The organism is Alloalcanivorax venustensis ISO4 (assembly GCF_015356855.1).
In the GTDB taxonomy this organism is placed as follows: domain Bacteria; phylum Pseudomonadota; class Gammaproteobacteria; order Pseudomonadales; family Alcanivoracaceae; genus Alloalcanivorax; species Alloalcanivorax venustensis.
In genome coordinates, this window is sequence record NZ_ARXR01000013.1 from 19,730 (window position 1) to 36,341 (window position 16,612).

At 65.4% G+C, this 16,612-nt stretch carries 15 protein-coding genes and 4 tRNA genes; 8 read left to right on the forward strand and 11 right to left on the reverse strand.

The features are described from left to right. Positions 1–12 precede the first annotated feature (12 nt). The 8 genes from ISO4_RS09335 to uvrY all read right to left on the reverse strand — a co-directional run bounded on the left by ISO4_RS09335 (position 13) and on the right by uvrY (position 8,476). On the reverse strand, positions 13–876 hold the full coding sequence (locus tag ISO4_RS09335) for a CheR family methyltransferase (protein WP_142948772.1): 864 nt from the start codon (positions 874–876) through the stop codon (positions 13–15). A gap of 11 nt (positions 877–887) precedes the next feature. Further along, entirely contained in the window at positions 888–4,565 is a 3,678-nt protein-coding gene (locus ISO4_RS09340; protein WP_194856021.1) for a response regulator, read from the reverse strand. A gap of 155 nt (positions 4,566–4,720) precedes the next feature. Then, a tRNA-Leu gene (locus ISO4_RS09345) sits at positions 4,721–4,807 on the reverse strand. A gap of 41 nt (positions 4,808–4,848) precedes the next feature. Then, positions 4,849–4,922 (reverse strand) — tRNA-Cys (locus ISO4_RS09350). 50 nt (positions 4,923–4,972) lie between these two features. Further along, positions 4,973–5,048, reverse strand: a tRNA-Gly gene (locus ISO4_RS09355). A gap of 139 nt (positions 5,049–5,187) precedes the next feature. Then, positions 5,188–5,805: a CDP-diacylglycerol--glycerol-3-phosphate 3-phosphatidyltransferase gene (gene pgsA / locus ISO4_RS09360; protein ID WP_142948774.1), complete on the reverse strand. Its 618-nt coding sequence runs from the start codon at positions 5,803–5,805 to the stop codon at positions 5,188–5,190. Between the two features lie 96 nt (positions 5,806–5,901). Next, the gene (uvrC, locus tag ISO4_RS09365) at positions 5,902–7,725 is read right to left on the reverse strand and encodes an excinuclease ABC subunit UvrC (RefSeq protein ID WP_194856022.1); all 1,824 of its coding nucleotides are present in this window, start codon (positions 7,723–7,725) and stop codon (positions 5,902–5,904) included. A gap of 97 nt (positions 7,726–7,822) precedes the next feature. Continuing rightward, the gene (uvrY, locus tag ISO4_RS09370; RefSeq protein WP_067607693.1) at positions 7,823–8,476 is read right to left on the reverse strand and encodes a UvrY/SirA/GacA family response regulator transcription factor; all 654 of its coding nucleotides are present in this window, start codon (positions 8,474–8,476) and stop codon (positions 7,823–7,825) included. A 178-nt stretch (positions 8,477–8,654) separates the two neighbouring features. Here uvrY and ISO4_RS09375 point away from each other — a divergent pair, with 178 nt between their 5' ends. The 3 genes from ISO4_RS09375 to ISO4_RS09385 are packed head-to-tail and all read left to right on the forward strand — an operon-like array spanning position 8,655 to position 11,662. After that, a complete protein-coding gene (locus ISO4_RS09375; RefSeq protein ID WP_194856023.1) occupies positions 8,655–10,334 on the forward strand; it encodes a carbon starvation CstA family protein in 1,680 nt (559 codons plus the stop codon). Positions 10,335–10,360: 26 nt separating this feature from the next. Next, entirely contained in the window at positions 10,361–10,627 is a 267-nt protein-coding gene (locus ISO4_RS09380) for a cory-CC-star protein (protein WP_185956919.1), read from the forward strand. Between the two features lie 3 nt (positions 10,628–10,630). Next, a complete protein-coding gene (locus ISO4_RS09385) occupies positions 10,631–11,662 on the forward strand; it encodes an ArsA family ATPase (RefSeq protein WP_194856024.1) in 1,032 nt (343 codons plus the stop codon). On the opposite strand, the gene ISO4_RS09390 is transcribed toward ISO4_RS09385, so the two are convergent. Further along, positions 11,646–11,927 (reverse strand): putative quinol monooxygenase, encoded by a 282-nt coding sequence (locus ISO4_RS09390; RefSeq protein WP_067612904.1) that lies wholly within the window; start codon positions 11,925–11,927, stop codon positions 11,646–11,648. The genes ISO4_RS09385 and ISO4_RS09390 overlap by 17 nt on opposite strands. Before the next feature lie 392 nt (positions 11,928–12,319). Next, a tRNA-Ser gene (locus ISO4_RS09395) sits at positions 12,320–12,409 on the reverse strand. 150 nt (positions 12,410–12,559) lie between these two features. Here ISO4_RS09395 and ISO4_RS09400 point away from each other — a divergent pair. Genes ISO4_RS09400 through ISO4_RS09420 form a run of 5 tightly spaced genes read left to right on the forward strand, consistent with a single transcriptional unit; the run spans position 12,560 to position 15,193 of the window. Continuing rightward, on the forward strand, positions 12,560–13,249 hold the full coding sequence (locus tag ISO4_RS09400; protein ID WP_228548030.1) for a Bax inhibitor-1/YccA family protein: 690 nt from the start codon (positions 12,560–12,562) through the stop codon (positions 13,247–13,249). Beyond that, positions 13,242–13,637, forward strand: a complete 396-nt coding sequence (tusD, locus tag ISO4_RS09405) for a sulfurtransferase complex subunit TusD (protein ID WP_228548031.1) — start codon at positions 13,242–13,244, stop codon at positions 13,635–13,637. Before ISO4_RS09400 ends, tusD begins: the two co-directional genes overlap by 8 nt. Continuing rightward, complete coding sequence (locus ISO4_RS09410) at positions 13,630–13,941, forward strand: hypothetical protein (RefSeq protein WP_194856026.1); 312 nt, start codon at positions 13,630–13,632, stop codon at positions 13,939–13,941. The genes tusD and ISO4_RS09410 overlap by 8 nt, the downstream gene beginning before the upstream one ends. Beyond that, on the forward strand, positions 13,941–14,210 hold the full coding sequence (locus ISO4_RS09415) for a hypothetical protein (RefSeq protein ID WP_142948780.1): 270 nt from the start codon (positions 13,941–13,943) through the stop codon (positions 14,208–14,210). Before ISO4_RS09410 ends, ISO4_RS09415 begins: the two co-directional genes overlap by 1 nt. Continuing rightward, a complete protein-coding gene (locus tag ISO4_RS09420) occupies positions 14,207–15,193 on the forward strand; it encodes a glycosyl transferase family protein (RefSeq protein WP_194856027.1) in 987 nt (328 codons plus the stop codon). The genes ISO4_RS09415 and ISO4_RS09420 overlap by 4 nt, the downstream gene beginning before the upstream one ends. Here ISO4_RS09420 and cysG read toward each other — a convergent pair. Further along, positions 15,190–16,605, reverse strand: a complete 1,416-nt coding sequence (gene cysG / locus ISO4_RS09425; RefSeq protein ID WP_194856028.1) for a siroheme synthase CysG — start codon at positions 16,603–16,605, stop codon at positions 15,190–15,192. The two genes, ISO4_RS09420 and cysG, sit on opposite strands and share 4 nt — an antisense overlap. Positions 16,606–16,612 lie beyond the last annotated feature (7 nt).

Here is a 16,612-nt window from a genome sequence, read left to right on the forward strand (position 1 = left end):
TAAGCGTGTCTGTTATGCGTTGGGACGCATTTGTCTTTTGCGGAAAATCCGCAGTGATCGATTGACCACGTCGAACGACTCTTCATTGCCGCTGAAACGCAGACTTTCCTTGGTGCCCAGGCACAGAAAGCCGCCCATATCCAGGCTTTCTCCGAACAGCTTGAACACGCGCTGTTGCAGGGGCCGGTCAAAGTAAATCAGAACGTTGCGGCAGAGTATCACATGCATTTCACCGAACACCTGATCGGTGGCCAGATCGTGGTCGGCGAACACGATATTGCGTTTCAGGCGTTGCTCCATGATGACGCTGTCGTAGCGAGCGGTGGCGTAGTCGCTGAGCGACTGACGGCCGCCGGCGCGGCGGTAATTGTCCGTGTACTGCTTGAACGCATGGATCGGATAGATGCCTTTCTTGGCCGCCGCCAGGACGTTTTTGTCGATGTCCGTGGCGTACAGCATGGCGCGCTCGTAGAGCCCCTCTTCCTCGAGAAGAATGGCCATCGAGTAGATTTCCTCGCCGGTGGAGCAACCCGCGTGCCAGATCTTGATGAACGGAAAGGTCTTCAGCACCGGCACCACTTCCTCGCGGAACGCCTTGTAGAATTCCGGGTCGCGGAACATCTCGGTGACGTTGACGGTGAGGTCGTTGAGCAGCGTGACGAAGAACTGCCGGTCGCGCAGCACCCGGTCGGTCATCTCCAACACCGTGGAAAAGCCGGACATGGTGAGCCGGTGCATGATGCGCCGGCGCATGGACGCCGGGCTGTAGGAGCGGAAATCATAGCCGTAGAGCTGATAGATCGCCTCCAGCAGCAGCCGGATCTCGATATCCTCCACTTGCACCTGTTCATCGCTGATCGCCGGCTGCGGTTCCACTGCGGGCACTCCTATTTATGCAGCCAGACCCGCATCAGCGAGGTCAGCTTGCTCATGTCGATGGGTTTGGAGCAGTAATCGTTGGCGCCGGCGTCCAGGCACTTGGCGCGGTCGTCCTTCATCGCCTTGGCGGTGAGCGCCAGCACCGGCAGCGCCGCGAAGCGCGGCTGGCTGCGGATATGCGCCATCGCTTCGTAGCCGTCCATCTCCGGCATCATGATGTCCATCAGGACAATGTCGAAGTCCGGGCTTTCGTCCAGCGCTTCCAGGGCTTCGCGGCCGTTGTTGGCGAGGTGGATATCGAAGCCCAGCTCTTCCAGCTGGGCGGACAGCGCATAGATATTGCGCATGTCGTCGTCCACCAGCAGCAGCTTCTTGCCCTCGAAAATGTCGTCGCGGTGTTCGATCAGCTCCGGGTTGCCGCGCCGGTGGGCGGGCAAGGTGGACTCCAGCCAGTGCAGGAACAGCGACGCCTCGTTGAGCAGCCGTTCGTGGGAGCGTTCGGTCTTGAGGATGATGCGGTCGGCGTACTTGCGCAGCCGCGCTTCCTCGTCGCGAGTCAGGTCCTTGCCGGTGTAGATCACCACCGGCACCGCCTCGTAGGCGTCGTTGCCGTGCAGCCGTTCGAGCAGTTCGAAGCCGCTCATGTCCGGCAGCGTCAGATCCAGAATCATGCAGTCGTAGACGGTTTCGCCGAGGGCTTTCAGCGCCGCCTCGCCGCTGGTGACGGCGGTGATCTGCACGCCCTTCTGGTCGAACAGCTCGCGGATGCTTTCGTGCTGGATGGCGCTGTCCTCCACCACCAGCAGGCGCCGCACATTGGTCTCGATGGCGGTTTCGATCTTGGCGAAGGCGCTGAGCATCTGCTCCTGGCTGACCGGCTTGGCGAGGAAGTCGATGGCGCCCAGATCGAGCGCCTTCTTGCGCTCGTCCTTGCCGGACAGAAAGTGCACCGGAATATCCTGGGTGCGGGCGTCCGCCTTGAGCTTCTCCATCACCTCCCAGCCGTCGATGCCGGGCAGTCCGATATCGAGAATAATGGCGCTGGGCCGGTAGCGGCGTGCGTACTCGAGACCGGTTTCACCGTCATGGCAGATGTGGCTTTCCAGGCCGTAATCCGCCGCCAGATCCACCAGTACGTTGGCGAACTCGCCGTCGTCCTCGACCACCAGCACGGTCTTTTCGCGGACCACGAAACCGTCGTCGTCCTGACCTTCCAGCGGCAGATTGGCGGCGGTGTGTGCCTCGGCGTTGGCGCCGATGTCCACTGGTTCCGCCGGCGCCGCCCCGTCATCCGCTTGCTCGCCCTGCCCGGCATGGCCTTTGGGCAGGTAGAGCATGAAGGTGGCGCCGGTGCCGGGGCCGTCGCTGTGCAGGCTGATTTCGCCGCCCAGCAGACGCGCCAGCTCCCGCGAGATGGTCAGCCCCAGGCCGGTGCCGCCGTATTTGCGGCTGGTGGTGCCGTCGGCCTGCTGGAAGGCCTCGAAGATCAGCTTCTGCTTGTCCTCGGGGATGCCCACGCCGGTGTCGGTGACCGCGAATTTAAGCGTGCTGGCACGGTCCATGCGGCCGGGAATGCGCTCGTCCTCGCCGGGGCGCTCGATGCTCAAGGTCACCGAGCCGTCGTCGGTGAATTTGAGCGCGTTGGAGAGCAGGTTCTTAAGAATCTGCTCGAGCCGCTGACGGTCGGTATAGAAACTGGCCGGCAGCCCCTCGCCCCGGGCCACGTGGAAGGCCACGTTGCGGTTCTCGGCGATGTGGCTGAAGTGGCGCTGGAAGTGATCGCACAGCTCCGACGGCGCGATGGCGTCCACCATCACGTCCATCTTGCCCTCCTCGATCTTGGAAATATCCAGGATGTCGTTGATCAGTGACAGCAGGTCGGCGCCGGCGGAGTGGATCACCTGGGCGTGCTCCACCTGCTTGTCGTCCAGGTTGCCCTTTTTGTTCTGCCCCAGGGCGTTGGACAGAATCAGAATCGAGTTCAGCGGCGTGCGCAGCTCGTGGGACATGGTGGAGAGGAATTCGGACTTGTACTTCGAGGACAGCTCCAGCTCCTTGATCTTGTCCTCCAGCTCCTGGTGCAGCAGCTCCAGTTCCTTGTTCTTCTGCCCCATTTCCGCTTTCTGTTCGCCGAGCACCTTGGCCTGGGCTTCCAGTTCCTCGTTGGTGACGCGCAGCTCTTCCTGCTGGGCCTGCAGGGACTCCTCCGAGGCACGCAGGGCCTGGGTCTGGGATTCCAGCTCTTCGTTGATCGCTTTCAGTTCTTCCTGCTGCTGCTGAAGACGCGATTCGGAGGCGGACAGTTCCATGGCCTGCTCTTCCAGGTCCTGATTGACCTGGGCCATCTCCTCTTTCTGCGCTTCCAGCGCGCGCGCCTGCTGCTGGGTCTGCTCCAGCATGCCGGCCAGCCGCAGCCGGTTCTGGGCGCTGTGCAGGGCCACGCCGATCAGGGCGGCACCCTGCTCCAGGAAGGCGGTGTCGGACTCGGAAAACGACTGAAAGGCGCCCACTTCCAGCACGCCTTTCAATTCATCGTCGTGAAGAATCGGCAGCACCATGACGTTGCGCGGTGCCGCGTTGCCGGTGCCGGAGCCCACCAGCATGTACTCCTCGGGCACCTGCTCAAGAATAATGGTTTTCTTTTCCAGCGCGCTCTGCCCGACCAGGGATTCGCCCAGACGGAATTCGTTGGCCAGCTGCTTGCGCCGCTGCATGGCGTAGGCGCTGGAAAGGCGCAGTGTTTCGCTGTCGGTGTCGAAGGTATAGAAGGCGCCGACCTGGGCTTCCAGGGTGGGCACCACATAGGAGAGAAGATTGTTGCCCAGCTGTTCGATGCTCAGATCACCGCGCATCAGGGCGTTGAGTTCGGACAGCTGGTTTTTCAGCTGCTCCTGGCGCCGGTCCTCGTCGGTGCGCGCTTTCAGGGTGTCGCGCATTTTGCGGATGGCGCGGATCAGGTGGCCGGTTTCGTCACGGCTGTCGCTGCGGATCTCGGTGTCCCAGTTGCCGCTGGCGATGCTGTCCGCGGCGCCCATGGCGTCTTCCAGGGGGCGCGTAATGGAACGGGTGACGCGCAGGGCGATCAAACCGAGCAGCGTGAACGCCACGCTGCCCAGGGCCAGGCCGATCAACTGAGTGCTTTTATTGTCTTCGCGGCTGGCGTTGAGGTTATCGCGGAAGCTCTGGTATCGCTGTTGCTCGAAGGCGCCGTGCTCGTCGGTGTACTGCTGCTCCAGGCGCTGCATCTCGGTGAGCGCTTCGTAGCTATCGACCCGCGCGCCGGGATTTTCAACCAGCCCGGTGGCGGTGTCGTTGGCGACGGTGATGTAGGTGATAAAGGCGGAGCGCAAATCGTCCACCGGCGCGCTCAGGGTGGGGTCGAGACGCTCGATATCGCCGAGGCGTTCCAGGAAACGGTCGGAGCGTTCCCGGGCCTCGTCCAGCAGCCCGGCGTCCGCCTGGCTGATGGCGTCGTCGAAGGCATCGCTGATCGCCAGGAATTCCACATTGTTGGCGTTGACCAGTTCCAGCACCGGAAAGTCGTGGCTCTCCACCTGGCGCAGATGATCAATATTGGTTTCCGCGATGTAGTAGCTGTACAAGAAGTAAGCGAGGAACAGGAAGATCCCCAAGCCCGCCACGGACAAAATCTTCAGCCGCACGGACAGATGCTGAAACCCAGTCATTAACCGTTTCCCCCTGAATCCGAGGTTTGTTATGGCGTTATGCTATTGCCCCGGTATTCGTGCTTTCCCGCAGGAATAAGACTAAAGCATTAAAGTACCAGAAAGCGATTCAAGGCGGCAATAAAAGGCGAAGGGAGGAGCCGGAAGGGAGAAGTTGGTGCGGGTAGCCGGACTCGAACCGGCACAGCCATAAGGCCGAGAGATTTTAAGTCTCTTGTGTCTACCAATTTCACCATACCCGCAGGTCATGCCGAACTTTACACAACAGATGCAGGCCTGGGAATGGAGGCGCGGGTCGGAATCGAACCGGCGTATACGGAGTTGCAGTCCGCTGCATAACCACTCTGCCACCGCGCCGTTAAACCTGTACGAACAAAAAACCCCGGCTTGGGCCGAGGTTGGAAATCTGGAGCGGGAAACGAGATTCGAACTCGCGACCCCAACCTTGGCAAGGTTGTGCTCTACCAGCTGAGCTATTCCCGCTTTTTTCCAGCGCCGGGTTGCCCCGAACGCGAAGCCGCATTCTACCCGAGCGCGGGTCTCTGTCAAGACTGTTTTTGCTGCCGATTCAATATCTTGGACAAACTTTGCGCAGTCGTGCCGGGCCTTCAACCCGCCCCGTTCACGAGCCGTCGCGGTCGCCGCCCGGGTTAGTGAATTGCGGCACCGCCGCGCGCAGATAGGAGAACATGGACCACAGCGTCAGCGCGGTGGCCAGGTACAAACAGCCGTAAGCCAGCCACAGCCCCGGCGTCATGACAATGGTGAGGTTGTCCGCGCTGTGCTCCGGCTTGAGCGCCAGCAACAACGTGATCGCCACCATCTGGGTAACCGTTTTGATCTTGCCGATCGAACTGACGGCCACCTTGGCGCGCTCGCCCAGCTCCGCCATCCACTCACGCAACGCGGACACGGTGATTTCCCGGGATACGATCACCATCGCCGGCACCGCGAACCAGACGCTGGCGTGGGTCTGCACCAGCATCACCAGGGCCACCGCCACGATCAATTTGTCCGCCACCGGGTCGAGAAACGCACCGAACGGGCTGGTCTGGCCGAGACGCCGGGCCAGGTAGCCGTCCAACCAGTCGGTCAGGCCGGCGGCCAGAAACAGCGCCGCGGCCAGCAGATCGCTCCACCAGAAAGGCAGGTAGAACACCGCCACCAGCACCGGAATGGCAGCCACCCGGATAAGCGTGAGAATGTTGGGCAGGTTGAGAATGGGAGCGTGCTTGGACATGGATAACTTCTATGCCGTCGGCGGAAAACGTGAGTATAACGGAAAGCGACGCCGGCCTCATTGTTGAAACGGCCGGGGCGAAGGCATCGCCGCTGATTATTCGTGAAACCAGTTGTACAGCGTCTCGGCGGTCTGGGCGTTGATGCCCTCCACCCGCGCCAGTTCTTCCCGCGACGCGTTACGCAGCTGCTTCAAGCCGCCGAAATGGTTCAGCAGCGCCTTGCGCCGCTTGGGGCCGACGCCCGGAATGTCTTCCAATCCGGAACGGCGGGCCTTGCCGCGCCGGGCGCGGTGGCCGGTGATCGCGAAGCGGTGCGCCTCGTCACGCACCTGCTGCAATAAGTGCAGCGCCGCGTGGGCACCGCCGGGCACCAGCTCGCGGCCGTCGGGCAGGTACAGCACTTCCAGGCCCGGGCGCCGGCTGGGCCCCTTGCCGATGCCCATCACCAGCACCTGGTTGTCCAGGTGCAGGCTCTGGATCACCTCGAAACTGCGCTGCATCTGCCCCTTGCCACCGTCGATCAGCAACAGGTCCGGCAGCTTGGCTTCTTCCTTGACCACCCGCTGGTAGCGGCGCCGTACCGCTTCCTCCAGGGCTTCGTAATCGTCACCGCCGTGCTCCGGGCTGACGTTGAAACGGCGGTAGTCCGCCTTGCGCGCGCCCTGCTGGTCGAACACCACGCAGGACGCCACCGCCCGCTCGCCCTGGGTGTGGCTGATATCGAAACACTCGATGCGGCGAATCGGGGTGTCCGCCTCGAGCAGCGTTTCCAGTGCATGGAAGCGCTGTTCGAGATGCTCCCGGGCGGCCAGATCCGCGTGCAGGGACTGGTCCGCGTTGGTCCGCGCCATGTTCAGCCAGGCCTGGCGCTGGCCGCGCACCCGGGCGGCCAGCCGGATGCGGCGGCCGAGATGGGTTTCCATGGCTTCCTGCAGGGCCGCCTGCCCGGGCAGCGCGCCGGGCAGCACGATCTCCCTGGGGATCGACTGGTCGTCGCGTTCCCCCAGGTAGTACTGGGCCAGGAAGGCTTCCAGGATTTCATCGCTGTCTTCCTCGCCGCGGGTGTCCGGCCGGAAGCTGCGGTGGCCGAGCACCCTGCCCTGGCGCACCATCAGCACTTCCACCACCGCCAGCCCGTGGCGCACCGCGATCGCCACCGCGTCCACGTCGCCGCCACGGTCGGTTTCCACGTTCTGCTTTTGCTGCACCGCCTGGATGGCGGCGAGCTGGTCGCGCAGTTCCGCCGCCCGTTCGAAATCCAGCTGCTCGGCGGCTTTCTCCATCTGCTCGGTGAGGTGGTCGCTGACCTGGCGGCTGCGCCCGGAGAGAAAATCCATCGCCATGCGCACCTGCTCGGCGTACGCCTCACGGCTGACGAAATCCACGCAGGGCGCGGTGCAGCGCTCGATCTGGTACTGCAGGCACGGCCGTGTGCGGTTGCGGAAGAAGCTGTCCCGGCAGTTGCGCACGCGGAACACCTTCTCCACCAGCGCCAGGGTTTCGCGGACGCTGCCGGCACTCGGATAGGGCCCGAAATAGCGGCTGCCCGGCCCGCGCTTGCCGCGATGAAAGGTGATGCGCGGGTACTCGTCCGAGGTGGTGATCTTGATATAGGGGTAGGATTTATCGTCGCGCAGCAGAATATTGTACGGCGGGCGCAGCGACTTGATCAGCGACTGCTCGAGCAGCAGCGCCTCCGCCTCGCTGGCGGTGACGGTGGTCTCCACGCCCGCGATACGGCTCACCAGCGCGCGGGTCTTGGCGCCGGTGACGTTTTTCTGGAAATAGGAGTTCAGCCGGGCGCGAAGGTCCCGGGCTTTACCCACATAGAGCACCCCGCCATCGTCGTCCAGCATCCGGTAGACACCGGGCTTGCGGGCGCAATGGGCGAGAAACTGCTTGGCGTCGAATTGCGGCAAAGCCACTCCGAGGTCGGCGAACGACAGGCTGCATAGGATCGGCACTGGCGCGATACTGTCAAGCCCGGCCGGTCTTTTCCGCCCGCCGACCGGACCCTCAGGCGGGGTTGGCTTCGTCGGCGTCCACCATGCCGTGGCGCACCGCCACCAGGGCCATTTCCACATCGCTGCTGATGCCCAGCTTGTCGAAAATGCGGTAGCGGTAGGTGTTCACCGTCTTGGGCGACAGGCACAGCTGATCAGCCACGTCCTGCACCTTATGGCAGTTGACGATCAGAATCATGATCTGCAGCTCGCGCTCGGAGAGCATGTCCAGCGGCGCGTCCGGGGTTGGCACGAAGGGCCGCAGCGCCATCGCCTGGGCGATTTCCGGGCTGATGTAGCGCTGCCCGGTGCTCACCACCTTGATCGCCCGCACCATCTCTTCCAGGTCGGCGCCCTTGCTCAGGTAGCCGGCGGCGCCGGCGTGCAGCAGCCGCGACGGGAACGGCTCGTCCTCGCAGACGGTCACGGCGATCACGCGCAGGCCGTCGTCCTGGCGCAGCATCCGCCGGGTCGCTTCGAGGCCACCTATGCCGGGCATTTTAATGTCCATCAGCACCACGTCCGGGCTCAGCTCGCGGGCCAGGCGTACCGCTTCTTCCCCACAGTCGGCCTGGCCGACCACACGAATCCCTTCCTGATCGCCGAGCATGCGGGTGATGCCGGTTCTAACCAGATCGTGGTCGTCGACCACCAGTACTTTTATCATTTTATCCTCCCCACTTAGCGTCCTTGATAGTGGATGTGTTTTGAACCCATCAAGCCTAGCGCGCCGGGGCCTGGATGCCTAGTGGCCGGCGTCACGATTCGACCAGGGTCGCATTGACGCGCCAGGGTGTGGCGGGTAATTCTGAAACCCGGCCAATCTCACAACAAGGACAAGACCGATGAGCGCGATTCTGCTTTTGGTTCTGGGCCTCGGCGGCATGGCCGCCGGCTACTTTGTCTACTCCCGCTTTATCGCGGAGAAGATTTACAAGCTTGATCCGGATTTCCGCACCCCGGCCCACGAGTTCGAGGACGGGGTCGACTTCGTGCCCACCAATCGCTTTGTGCTCTGGGGCCACCATTTCACCTCGGTGGCCGGCGCGGCGCCCATCGTCGGGCCCGCCATCGCGGTGATCTGGGGCTGGCTGCCCGCCTTTCTCTGGGTGGTGCTGGGGACCATCTTCTTCGCCGGCGTGCACGACAGCGGCGCGATCTGGGCGAGCGTGCGCAACCGGGCCAAGTCGGTGGGCTCGCTCACCGGCGAAGTGGTCGGCGGGCGCGCGCGCAGCGTGTTCATGATCGTCATCTTCCTGGTGCTGCTGATGGTCAACGCGGTGTTCGGGGTGGTGATCGCCAAGCTGCTGATCAACAACCCCGGTGCCGTGGTGCCGGTGTGGGGCGCGATCGCCGTTGCCCTGGTGATCGGCCAACTGATCTACCGCCGCAAGATCGGCCTGGGCCTGGTCTCGGTGGTCGGCGTGGTGGCTCTGTACGCGCTGATCTACATCGGCCCCTCGGTGCCGGTGACCCTGCCGGAAAGCACCGCCGGCCTGTCGCCCAACGCCATGTGGATTCTGATTCTGTTCGGTTACGCGGCGATCGCCTCGCTGCTGCCGGTGTGGGTGCTGCTGCAGCCCCGCGACTACATCAACGGCCTGCAATTGTTCGTCGGTCTGATTCTGCTGTACGGCGCGGTGATCATCGCCAGCCCCACCGTGGTGGCGCCGATGATCAACTTCGGCGTCCCCGAGGGCACCCCCTCGATGCTGCCGCTGCTGTTCGTGACCATCGCCTGCGGCGCGATTTCCGGCTTCCACGGGCTGGTGGCCTCGGGCACCACCTCCAAGCAGCTGGATAAGGAAACCGACGCCCGCTTCGTCGGCTACTTCGGCGCCGTGGGTGAAGGGGCTCTGGCGCTGGCCGCGATCATCGCCGCCACCGCCGGCTTCGCCTCGCTGGCGGACTGGCAAGAAATTTACTACAAGTTCGGCGAAGGCAGCCTGACCGCCTTCGTCGACGGCGGCGCCTTCATTCTTGCCGCCGGCACCGGCATGGAGATGACCGTGGCGGCCACCCTGCTCACGGTGATGGCGGCGCTGTTCGCCGGCACCACCATGGACACCGGCCTGCGCCTGCAGCGCTACATTTTCCAGGAATGGGGCGAGATCTATAACATCGGCTGGATGCGCAAGGCGCTGCCCGCCACCCTGCTCTCCGTGGCCAGCTGCCTGATTCTGGCGTTCGGCGCCGGCGGCGCGGACGGCTCCGGCGGGCTGCTGATCTGGCCGCTGTTCGGCACCACCAACCAGTTGCTGGCCGGCCTGACCCTGCTGGTGATTACCGTGATGCTGGTGCGCCGCGGCCGGCCCACCTTCTACACCCTGGGCCCGCTGGTGTTCCTGCTGGTGATGACCCTGGCCGCGCTGCTGATGCAATTGCGTGACTTCTTCCAGAAGGAGAACTGGTTCCTGCTGGGTCTGGACCTGGTGGTGCTGGTGGCGGCGGTGCTGGTAACCCTGGAGTGCGTGGCCGCGCTGCGCCGCGCCAAGGGCGCCGCCAACGACGAGAGCGTCTCTTGAGCGGCGCCCAACCGGCGGCGCGTCTGATCGGCCGGCTGCGCCGCTGGTACCGGCGCGCCGGCGACCTGGGGGCGAGCTACTACAACGCCCCCTACCGGGCCGCCATCGCCCGCGCCCGGCGGGACGAGGAGGATCTGTTCATGCTGATGGTGTTCTCCGAAACCCTGGGCATCCCCAACCCGGCCACCTGGTACACGCTGGAACTGCAGCCATTGCTGCTGGACCGCTTTCACGACTGGCACAAACGCATGGGCATGCCCCACTCGCCCCTAGACCACTTCCGCTGCTGCTGATTCATGCCCGACCCGAACCGCCACACCGCTCTGGATATCGATACCCTGCTGCGCCGGCGCCGCCTGTTAATGGTGGGCGGCAAGGGCGGCGTGGGGAAAACCACGGTGGCCTCGGCCCTGGCATTGCGCGCCGCCAGCCTGGAACGCCGCGTTCTGCTGGTGTCCACCGACCCGGCGCACAGCCTGGCGGACGCCTTCGACCGGGAGATCGGCGACCGGGAAACCGACCTGGCGGCCAACCTCACCGGCCTGGAAATCGATCCGGACAGCGAGGTGGACGCCCATCTGGAACGCGTGCGGGCGCAGATGGCCCGCTTCGCCGGCGCCGACCAGCGCCCGGAACTGGAGCGCCAGCTGCGCCTCAGCCGCCAATCACCGGGGGCCCAGGAAGCGGCCCTGCTGGAGCGCACTACGACGATCATTGATCAGCAGGACCGCTTCGATCTGATTGTGTTCGACACCGCCCCCACCGGCCACACCCTGCGGCTGCTCAGCCTGCCGGAACTGATGGCGGCCTGGAGCGAAGGCCTGTTAAAGCAGAACCGGCGCACCGAACAGCTGGGCAAGGTGCTGGGCCATCTGACGCCGGGGCGGGACCTGGAGAGCCCGCTGGGTGAACCGGAGGACCGGGAACTGGAAGGGCTGGACCAGCGCGCCCGGGCCCTGGCGGCCCCGCTGCTCGAACGGCAGCGGCGCTTTCATCGGGCGCGGCGCCGGCTGCAGGACGCCACCGACACCGGCTTTGTGTTCGTGCTCACCCCGGAGCGGCTGCCGATCCTGGAAACCGAACGGGCCGTGGCCAGCCTCGGCGAGGCCCGGATCCCGGTGGCCGGAATGATCATCAACCGGGTGTTGCCGGACGAGGCGGAGGGCGCCTTCTTCCGCGCCCGCCGGGAGCGGGAGCAACGGCTGATGGCGGACATCGACCAGCGCCTGGGCGCCCTGCCCCGCCTCACTCTGCCGCTGCTGGCCGACGATATTCAGGGGGGCGACGCGCTGGAGGCGTTCGCCGGGCGCTTCAGCCAGCCACGTTGAACAATTTCACGTCGGGCCGGCCGGCCAGCAGGTCTTTCAAACCACCACCCAGGCCTTTCATGTTCTCGCGGTGGGCGTCCAGCGCCGCCTGATCGTTGTACTGCTCATAAATCATCACGGTGTCGCCGTCGTCCACGGACTGGTGGACGGTGTAACCGTGATTGCCCTCTTCCTTGCGGACTTCCACGGCGATGCGGCTCATCTCAGCGGCGAGCGCGTCGCCCTTGCCGGGTTGGGCGGTGAGGATAGCTACGATACCGAGCATGGTGATTCCTTTTTTGTTTGTGGAATAACTCTTTTGGAATGAGATTCCGAAAATGGAGCAAGCATGCTGGCACAGCGGTGTGGACGCGGCCATGGGGTTTTGCGTCGTGGATTGGGGTGGAAAGGACTTGGGAACAACTCGAGTGAGCGGGTTTTGGGAGCGTAGTCGAGGGATTTGGTGGTGGCTGAGAGGTTTGGGCGCGCTTTGCGCGCCGAGAGGGTGGGATTATTCGCCGGCTACGCCGGCTCACCCCTTCGGGGCCGCCGCCTTTGGCGGCGGTCCTTCGCGGCGCTTTGCGCCGCTCGGTCGAACCGGTGGGTTCGAATGAAACCACCCTCTCCGCCAGACGCGGACATAAAAAAAGCGCCCCTTGGGGCGCTTTTGTCCGCGTCTGGCGGAGAGGGTGGGATTCGAACCCACGGAGGACGCAAATCCTCGGCGGTTTTCAAGACCGCTGCATTCGACCACTCTGCCACCTCTCCGATGGGCGCCAATCATACCTGAGACGCTTTCGCAGTCAACGGTCCCGGGTCAATAAGGCTGCCATAACCGTGTGATTCAAGAGGGAAATCTTGATTTTGGCGCGAGTGTCCCTATTATCCATGGAACACCCTCAAGCAATGAGTCCGAGTATGAGCAACCACCCGAACCCGTACACCGCCCCCCACCGTCAGCATGCGGCGACGGCGGTCACCGGCGAGCGCGCCGCTCAGGTCCTGAAAAACACCTATATGCTGCTGGGGCTTTCCCTGATGGTCGCCACCGGCGCCGCGGTGTTCGCCATGGCAATGGGCATCGGCTACGTCAATGTGTTCGTGACACTGGGCGTCTACTTCGGCCTGCTGTTCGCCACCAATAAGCTGCGCAACAGTTCCTGGGGCATTCTCGCCGTGTTCGGCCTGACCGGCTGGCTGGGTTTCACCACCGGACCGATCATCAACATGTACGCCCAGATCAACGGCGGCATGGAAATCGTGTCCCTGGCCCTGGGCGGCACCGCCAGTATCTTCGTGGCCATGTCGGGTATCGCGCTGGTGACCCGCAAGGACTTCAGCTTCATGACCAACTTCATCATGGTTGGCATTCTGGTGGCCTTCCTGGCCGGCCTGGCGGCGGTGTTCTTCAACATCCCGGCGCTGTCACTGGCCGTGTCCGCCGCCTTCGTGCTGCTCTCGTCCCTGCTGATTCTGTGGCAGACCAGCGCCATCATTCACGGCGGCGAGACCAACTACATCATGGCCACGGTCACGCTGTTCGTGTCGATCTACAACCTGTTCCTGTCCCTGCTGCATATTCTCACCGCCCTTAGCGGGAATGATTAAAGTCAGTCTGCTCGTGACCGCCGGGCCGCAACGGCCCGGCGCCCTCACCGCCCTTCACACCGCCCAGGCGGTGGCCCGTTCCTCCCACCAGCTCTATCGCATCTTCTTCTACGGCGACGGTGTCCATCTGGCCAACCGTCTGGCCTGCCGTGGCGATCTGGCCTGTGACGCCCAGCGCGGCTGGCAGACGCTGGTGGCCGAGCACGGCTGGCCGGCGTCGGTGTGCGTGGGCGCCGCGCTCAAGCGCGGTATCAGTGACAGCGAGGAGGCCCGCCGCGCCGGTCTGAACGACGTCAGCGGCACCCTGGCGGACGGCTTCACGCTGGTGGGGCTGGGCGACTGGGTGGACGCCCTCACACAAAGCGACCGGGTGGTGCATTTTGGCTGATTCAGTGCTTTATCTGGTGGGCCACGCGCCGGGCCGCGGCGGCGGTTGGCGCGAAAGCGTGGACATGGCACTTACCGGCGCCGCCTTCGGCGTCACCACCCTGGTCTGGTTCGAGGCGGCGCCCTTGAAAGTGCTGGCGCGGCGCGCCGACCATGGGGACCTGCTGGCCGAGCTCACCGGCTTCGGCGTGCGCTGCGTGGCCCGGCGCGACGATCTGCCCGCCGGGCTGGACGGCATCGAGGGCCTGGACGACAGCGCGCTTCACGGGCTGCGGCACAGCGCCGCGCAACTGGTCATCTTATAATGTTGCACCTGATCGGCTTTGACGACCTGGACAGCGAAACCGGCCGCGACTGCCTGGCGGTCTACGAAAGCGGCGATCTGTGCGTGTTCGTCGACCAGGGCCATCTGGTGGCCGCCGACTTTCCACTGCAAGGGCCGGGCTTTCTGCTCGCCGAGGGCCCGCCGGCGGCACGCCCGGCGGATCTGGAAACCATTGACTACGACCGGCTGGTGGCCCTGATCGCCGAACAGGGTCCGGTCACCGGCTGGTACGACACCGAGAGCTCATGAGCGAACATCCTTTCGCGCCCTATGTGCGCACCCTGGGCCGTGGCAAACGGGCGCGGCGCAGCCTCACCCGGGAAGAAGCCGCCGACGCCATGGCGATGATCCTGCGCGGCGAGGCGGAACCGGCCCAGGTCGGCGCCTTCCTGATGCTGCTGCGCGTCAAGGAGGAGACCACCGAAGAGCTGGCCGGCTTCCTGGACGCCTGCCGGCCGGTGTGCCGGGAGCATCTCGCCGCCCTGCCCGCCGTCGACGTGGACTGGCCCAGCTACGCGGGCAAGAAGAAACACCACCCCTGGTACCTGCTGGCCGCCCGCCTGCTGGCCGACAACGGCCTGCGCATTCTGATGCACGGCGGCCCGGCGCATACCCCCAACCGCCGCTACAGCGACGACATGCTGGCGGAGCTGGGCCTGGCGTTGCCGGCCTCGGTGGCCGAGGCCGGCGAGCAGCTGGACAGCGACGGCCTGACCTATCTGGATCTGGGCCACTTCTGCCCGGCCCTGCCCGAGCTGCTGATGATGCGCTTCCAACTGGGCCTGCGCTCGCCGATCAATACGCTGGCGCGCAGCCTCAACCCGGCGGCCGCGCCGCTGAGCATGCAGAGCGTGTTCCACCCCGCCTATCTGGAGCTGCATCTGGGCGCGGCGAGCGCCTGCGGCGACCGCAACCTGCTGCTGTTCAAGGGCGAAGGCGGCGAGCTGGAGATCCGCCCGGACGCGCGCACCGCCCTCACCGGGCTGCGCCACGGCGAGCCGGCGGAGGGCGTGCTGAGCGCCGCCATGGGCCGCCAGACGCCGCCGGGCGAAGTGTCCGTGGCGCCCCTGCAGGCGCTGTGGCGCGGCCAGGCGGACGATGCCTACGGCGAGGCCGCGGTGATCAAGACCGTGGCGGCGGTGCTGTGGGGGCTGGAAAAGGTCGCCAGCCTGGAGGAAGGCGAAAAGGCGGCCGCCGCCCTGTGGGAAGCGCGGCGCCGGGACCGGCTCTAAGCGCCGCCGGTATCAGCAGCGCCGAACCAGCGGTAGCGCGGGTGCAGGCTGACCACGCTGCCGACGATGATCAGGGTGGGCGCGTGGATTTCACGGCCTTCGATGCGGTCGGCCAGGTCATCCAGGGTGCCGGTGATCACTTCCTGGGCGTCGGTGGTGCCGCGTGACACCAGCGCCACCGGGGTATCCGCCGCGCGCCCGTGCTCGATCAGCCGGGCGCAGATTTCGCGCAGCCCCACCAGCCCCATGTAGAACACCAGGGTTTCCTGCTCCGCCACCAGGCCGGCCCAGTTCAGATCCACGCTGCCGTCCTTGCGGTGGCCGGTGACGAAGCGCACCGACTGGGCGTGGTCCCGGTGGGTCAGCGGAATACCGGCGTAGGCGGCGCAGCCGCTGGCGGCGGTGATGCCGGGCACCACCTGGAACGGAATGCCGGCGGCCACCACCTCTTCCAGCTCCTCGCCGCCACGGCCGAAAATAAAGGGGTCGCCGCCTTTCAGCCGGCATACCTTCTTGCCCTCGCGGGCGTAATGCACCAGCAGGTCGTTGATGTTGTCCTGCGGCAAGGTGTGCCGGTCCCGGGCCTTGCCCACGTAGATCAGCTCCGCGTCCTCGCGGGCCAGGGCGAGAATCTCCGGTGCCACCAGCCGGTCGTACAGCACCGTATCCGCCTTGCGCAGCAGATGCAGGCCACGGAAGGTCAGCAGGTCCGGGTCGCCGGGGCCGGCGCCCACCAGATAGACCTCGCCGTCCACCGGCGGCGGACGCTCCTGGTCGGCGTGGGCCACGGCGGCGTGCAGCGCCGCCTCCGCTTCGGATTCATGCCCGGAGAGCACCTGCTCCACCAGCGGGCCGTCCAGCTGCCGCTCCCAGAACGCTTCGCGGGCCTTGCGGTCCGGCAGCGCCCGCGCCAGCGGCGCCCGGAAACGGCCCAGAATGCCGGCCAGGCGCCCCCAACGGCTGGGCAGCCAGGCTTCCAGCCGGGCCCGCAGCCGCCGGGTCAGCACCGGCGACACGCCGGAGGAACTGATGGTGATGAACAAGGGATCGCGGTCGATCAGCGCGGGGAACACGAAACTGCTGATGTCCGGCCGGTCGACCACGTTGACCGGCACGCCCCGGGCGGCGCAGAGGGCCGCGACACGCTCGTTGAGCGCTCCGTCGTCGGTGGCCAGCACCACCAGCCGGGCGCCTTCCAGGTCGTCGTCCTGGAAGGCGCGGCGGTGACACTCACCGCCGGCCCCTTCCCGCTCCACCAGGGCCTGCAGTTCGGCGCGCCATTGCGGCGCCACCAGACGCAGGCGGGCCCCGGCGCGGTGCAGCAAGCGCGCCTTGCGCAGCGCGGTGTCGCCGCCGCCCACCACAACCACGGTGTGGCCGGCGAGCTTGAGCCCCAGGGGCAGAAAATCCATGGCGTTG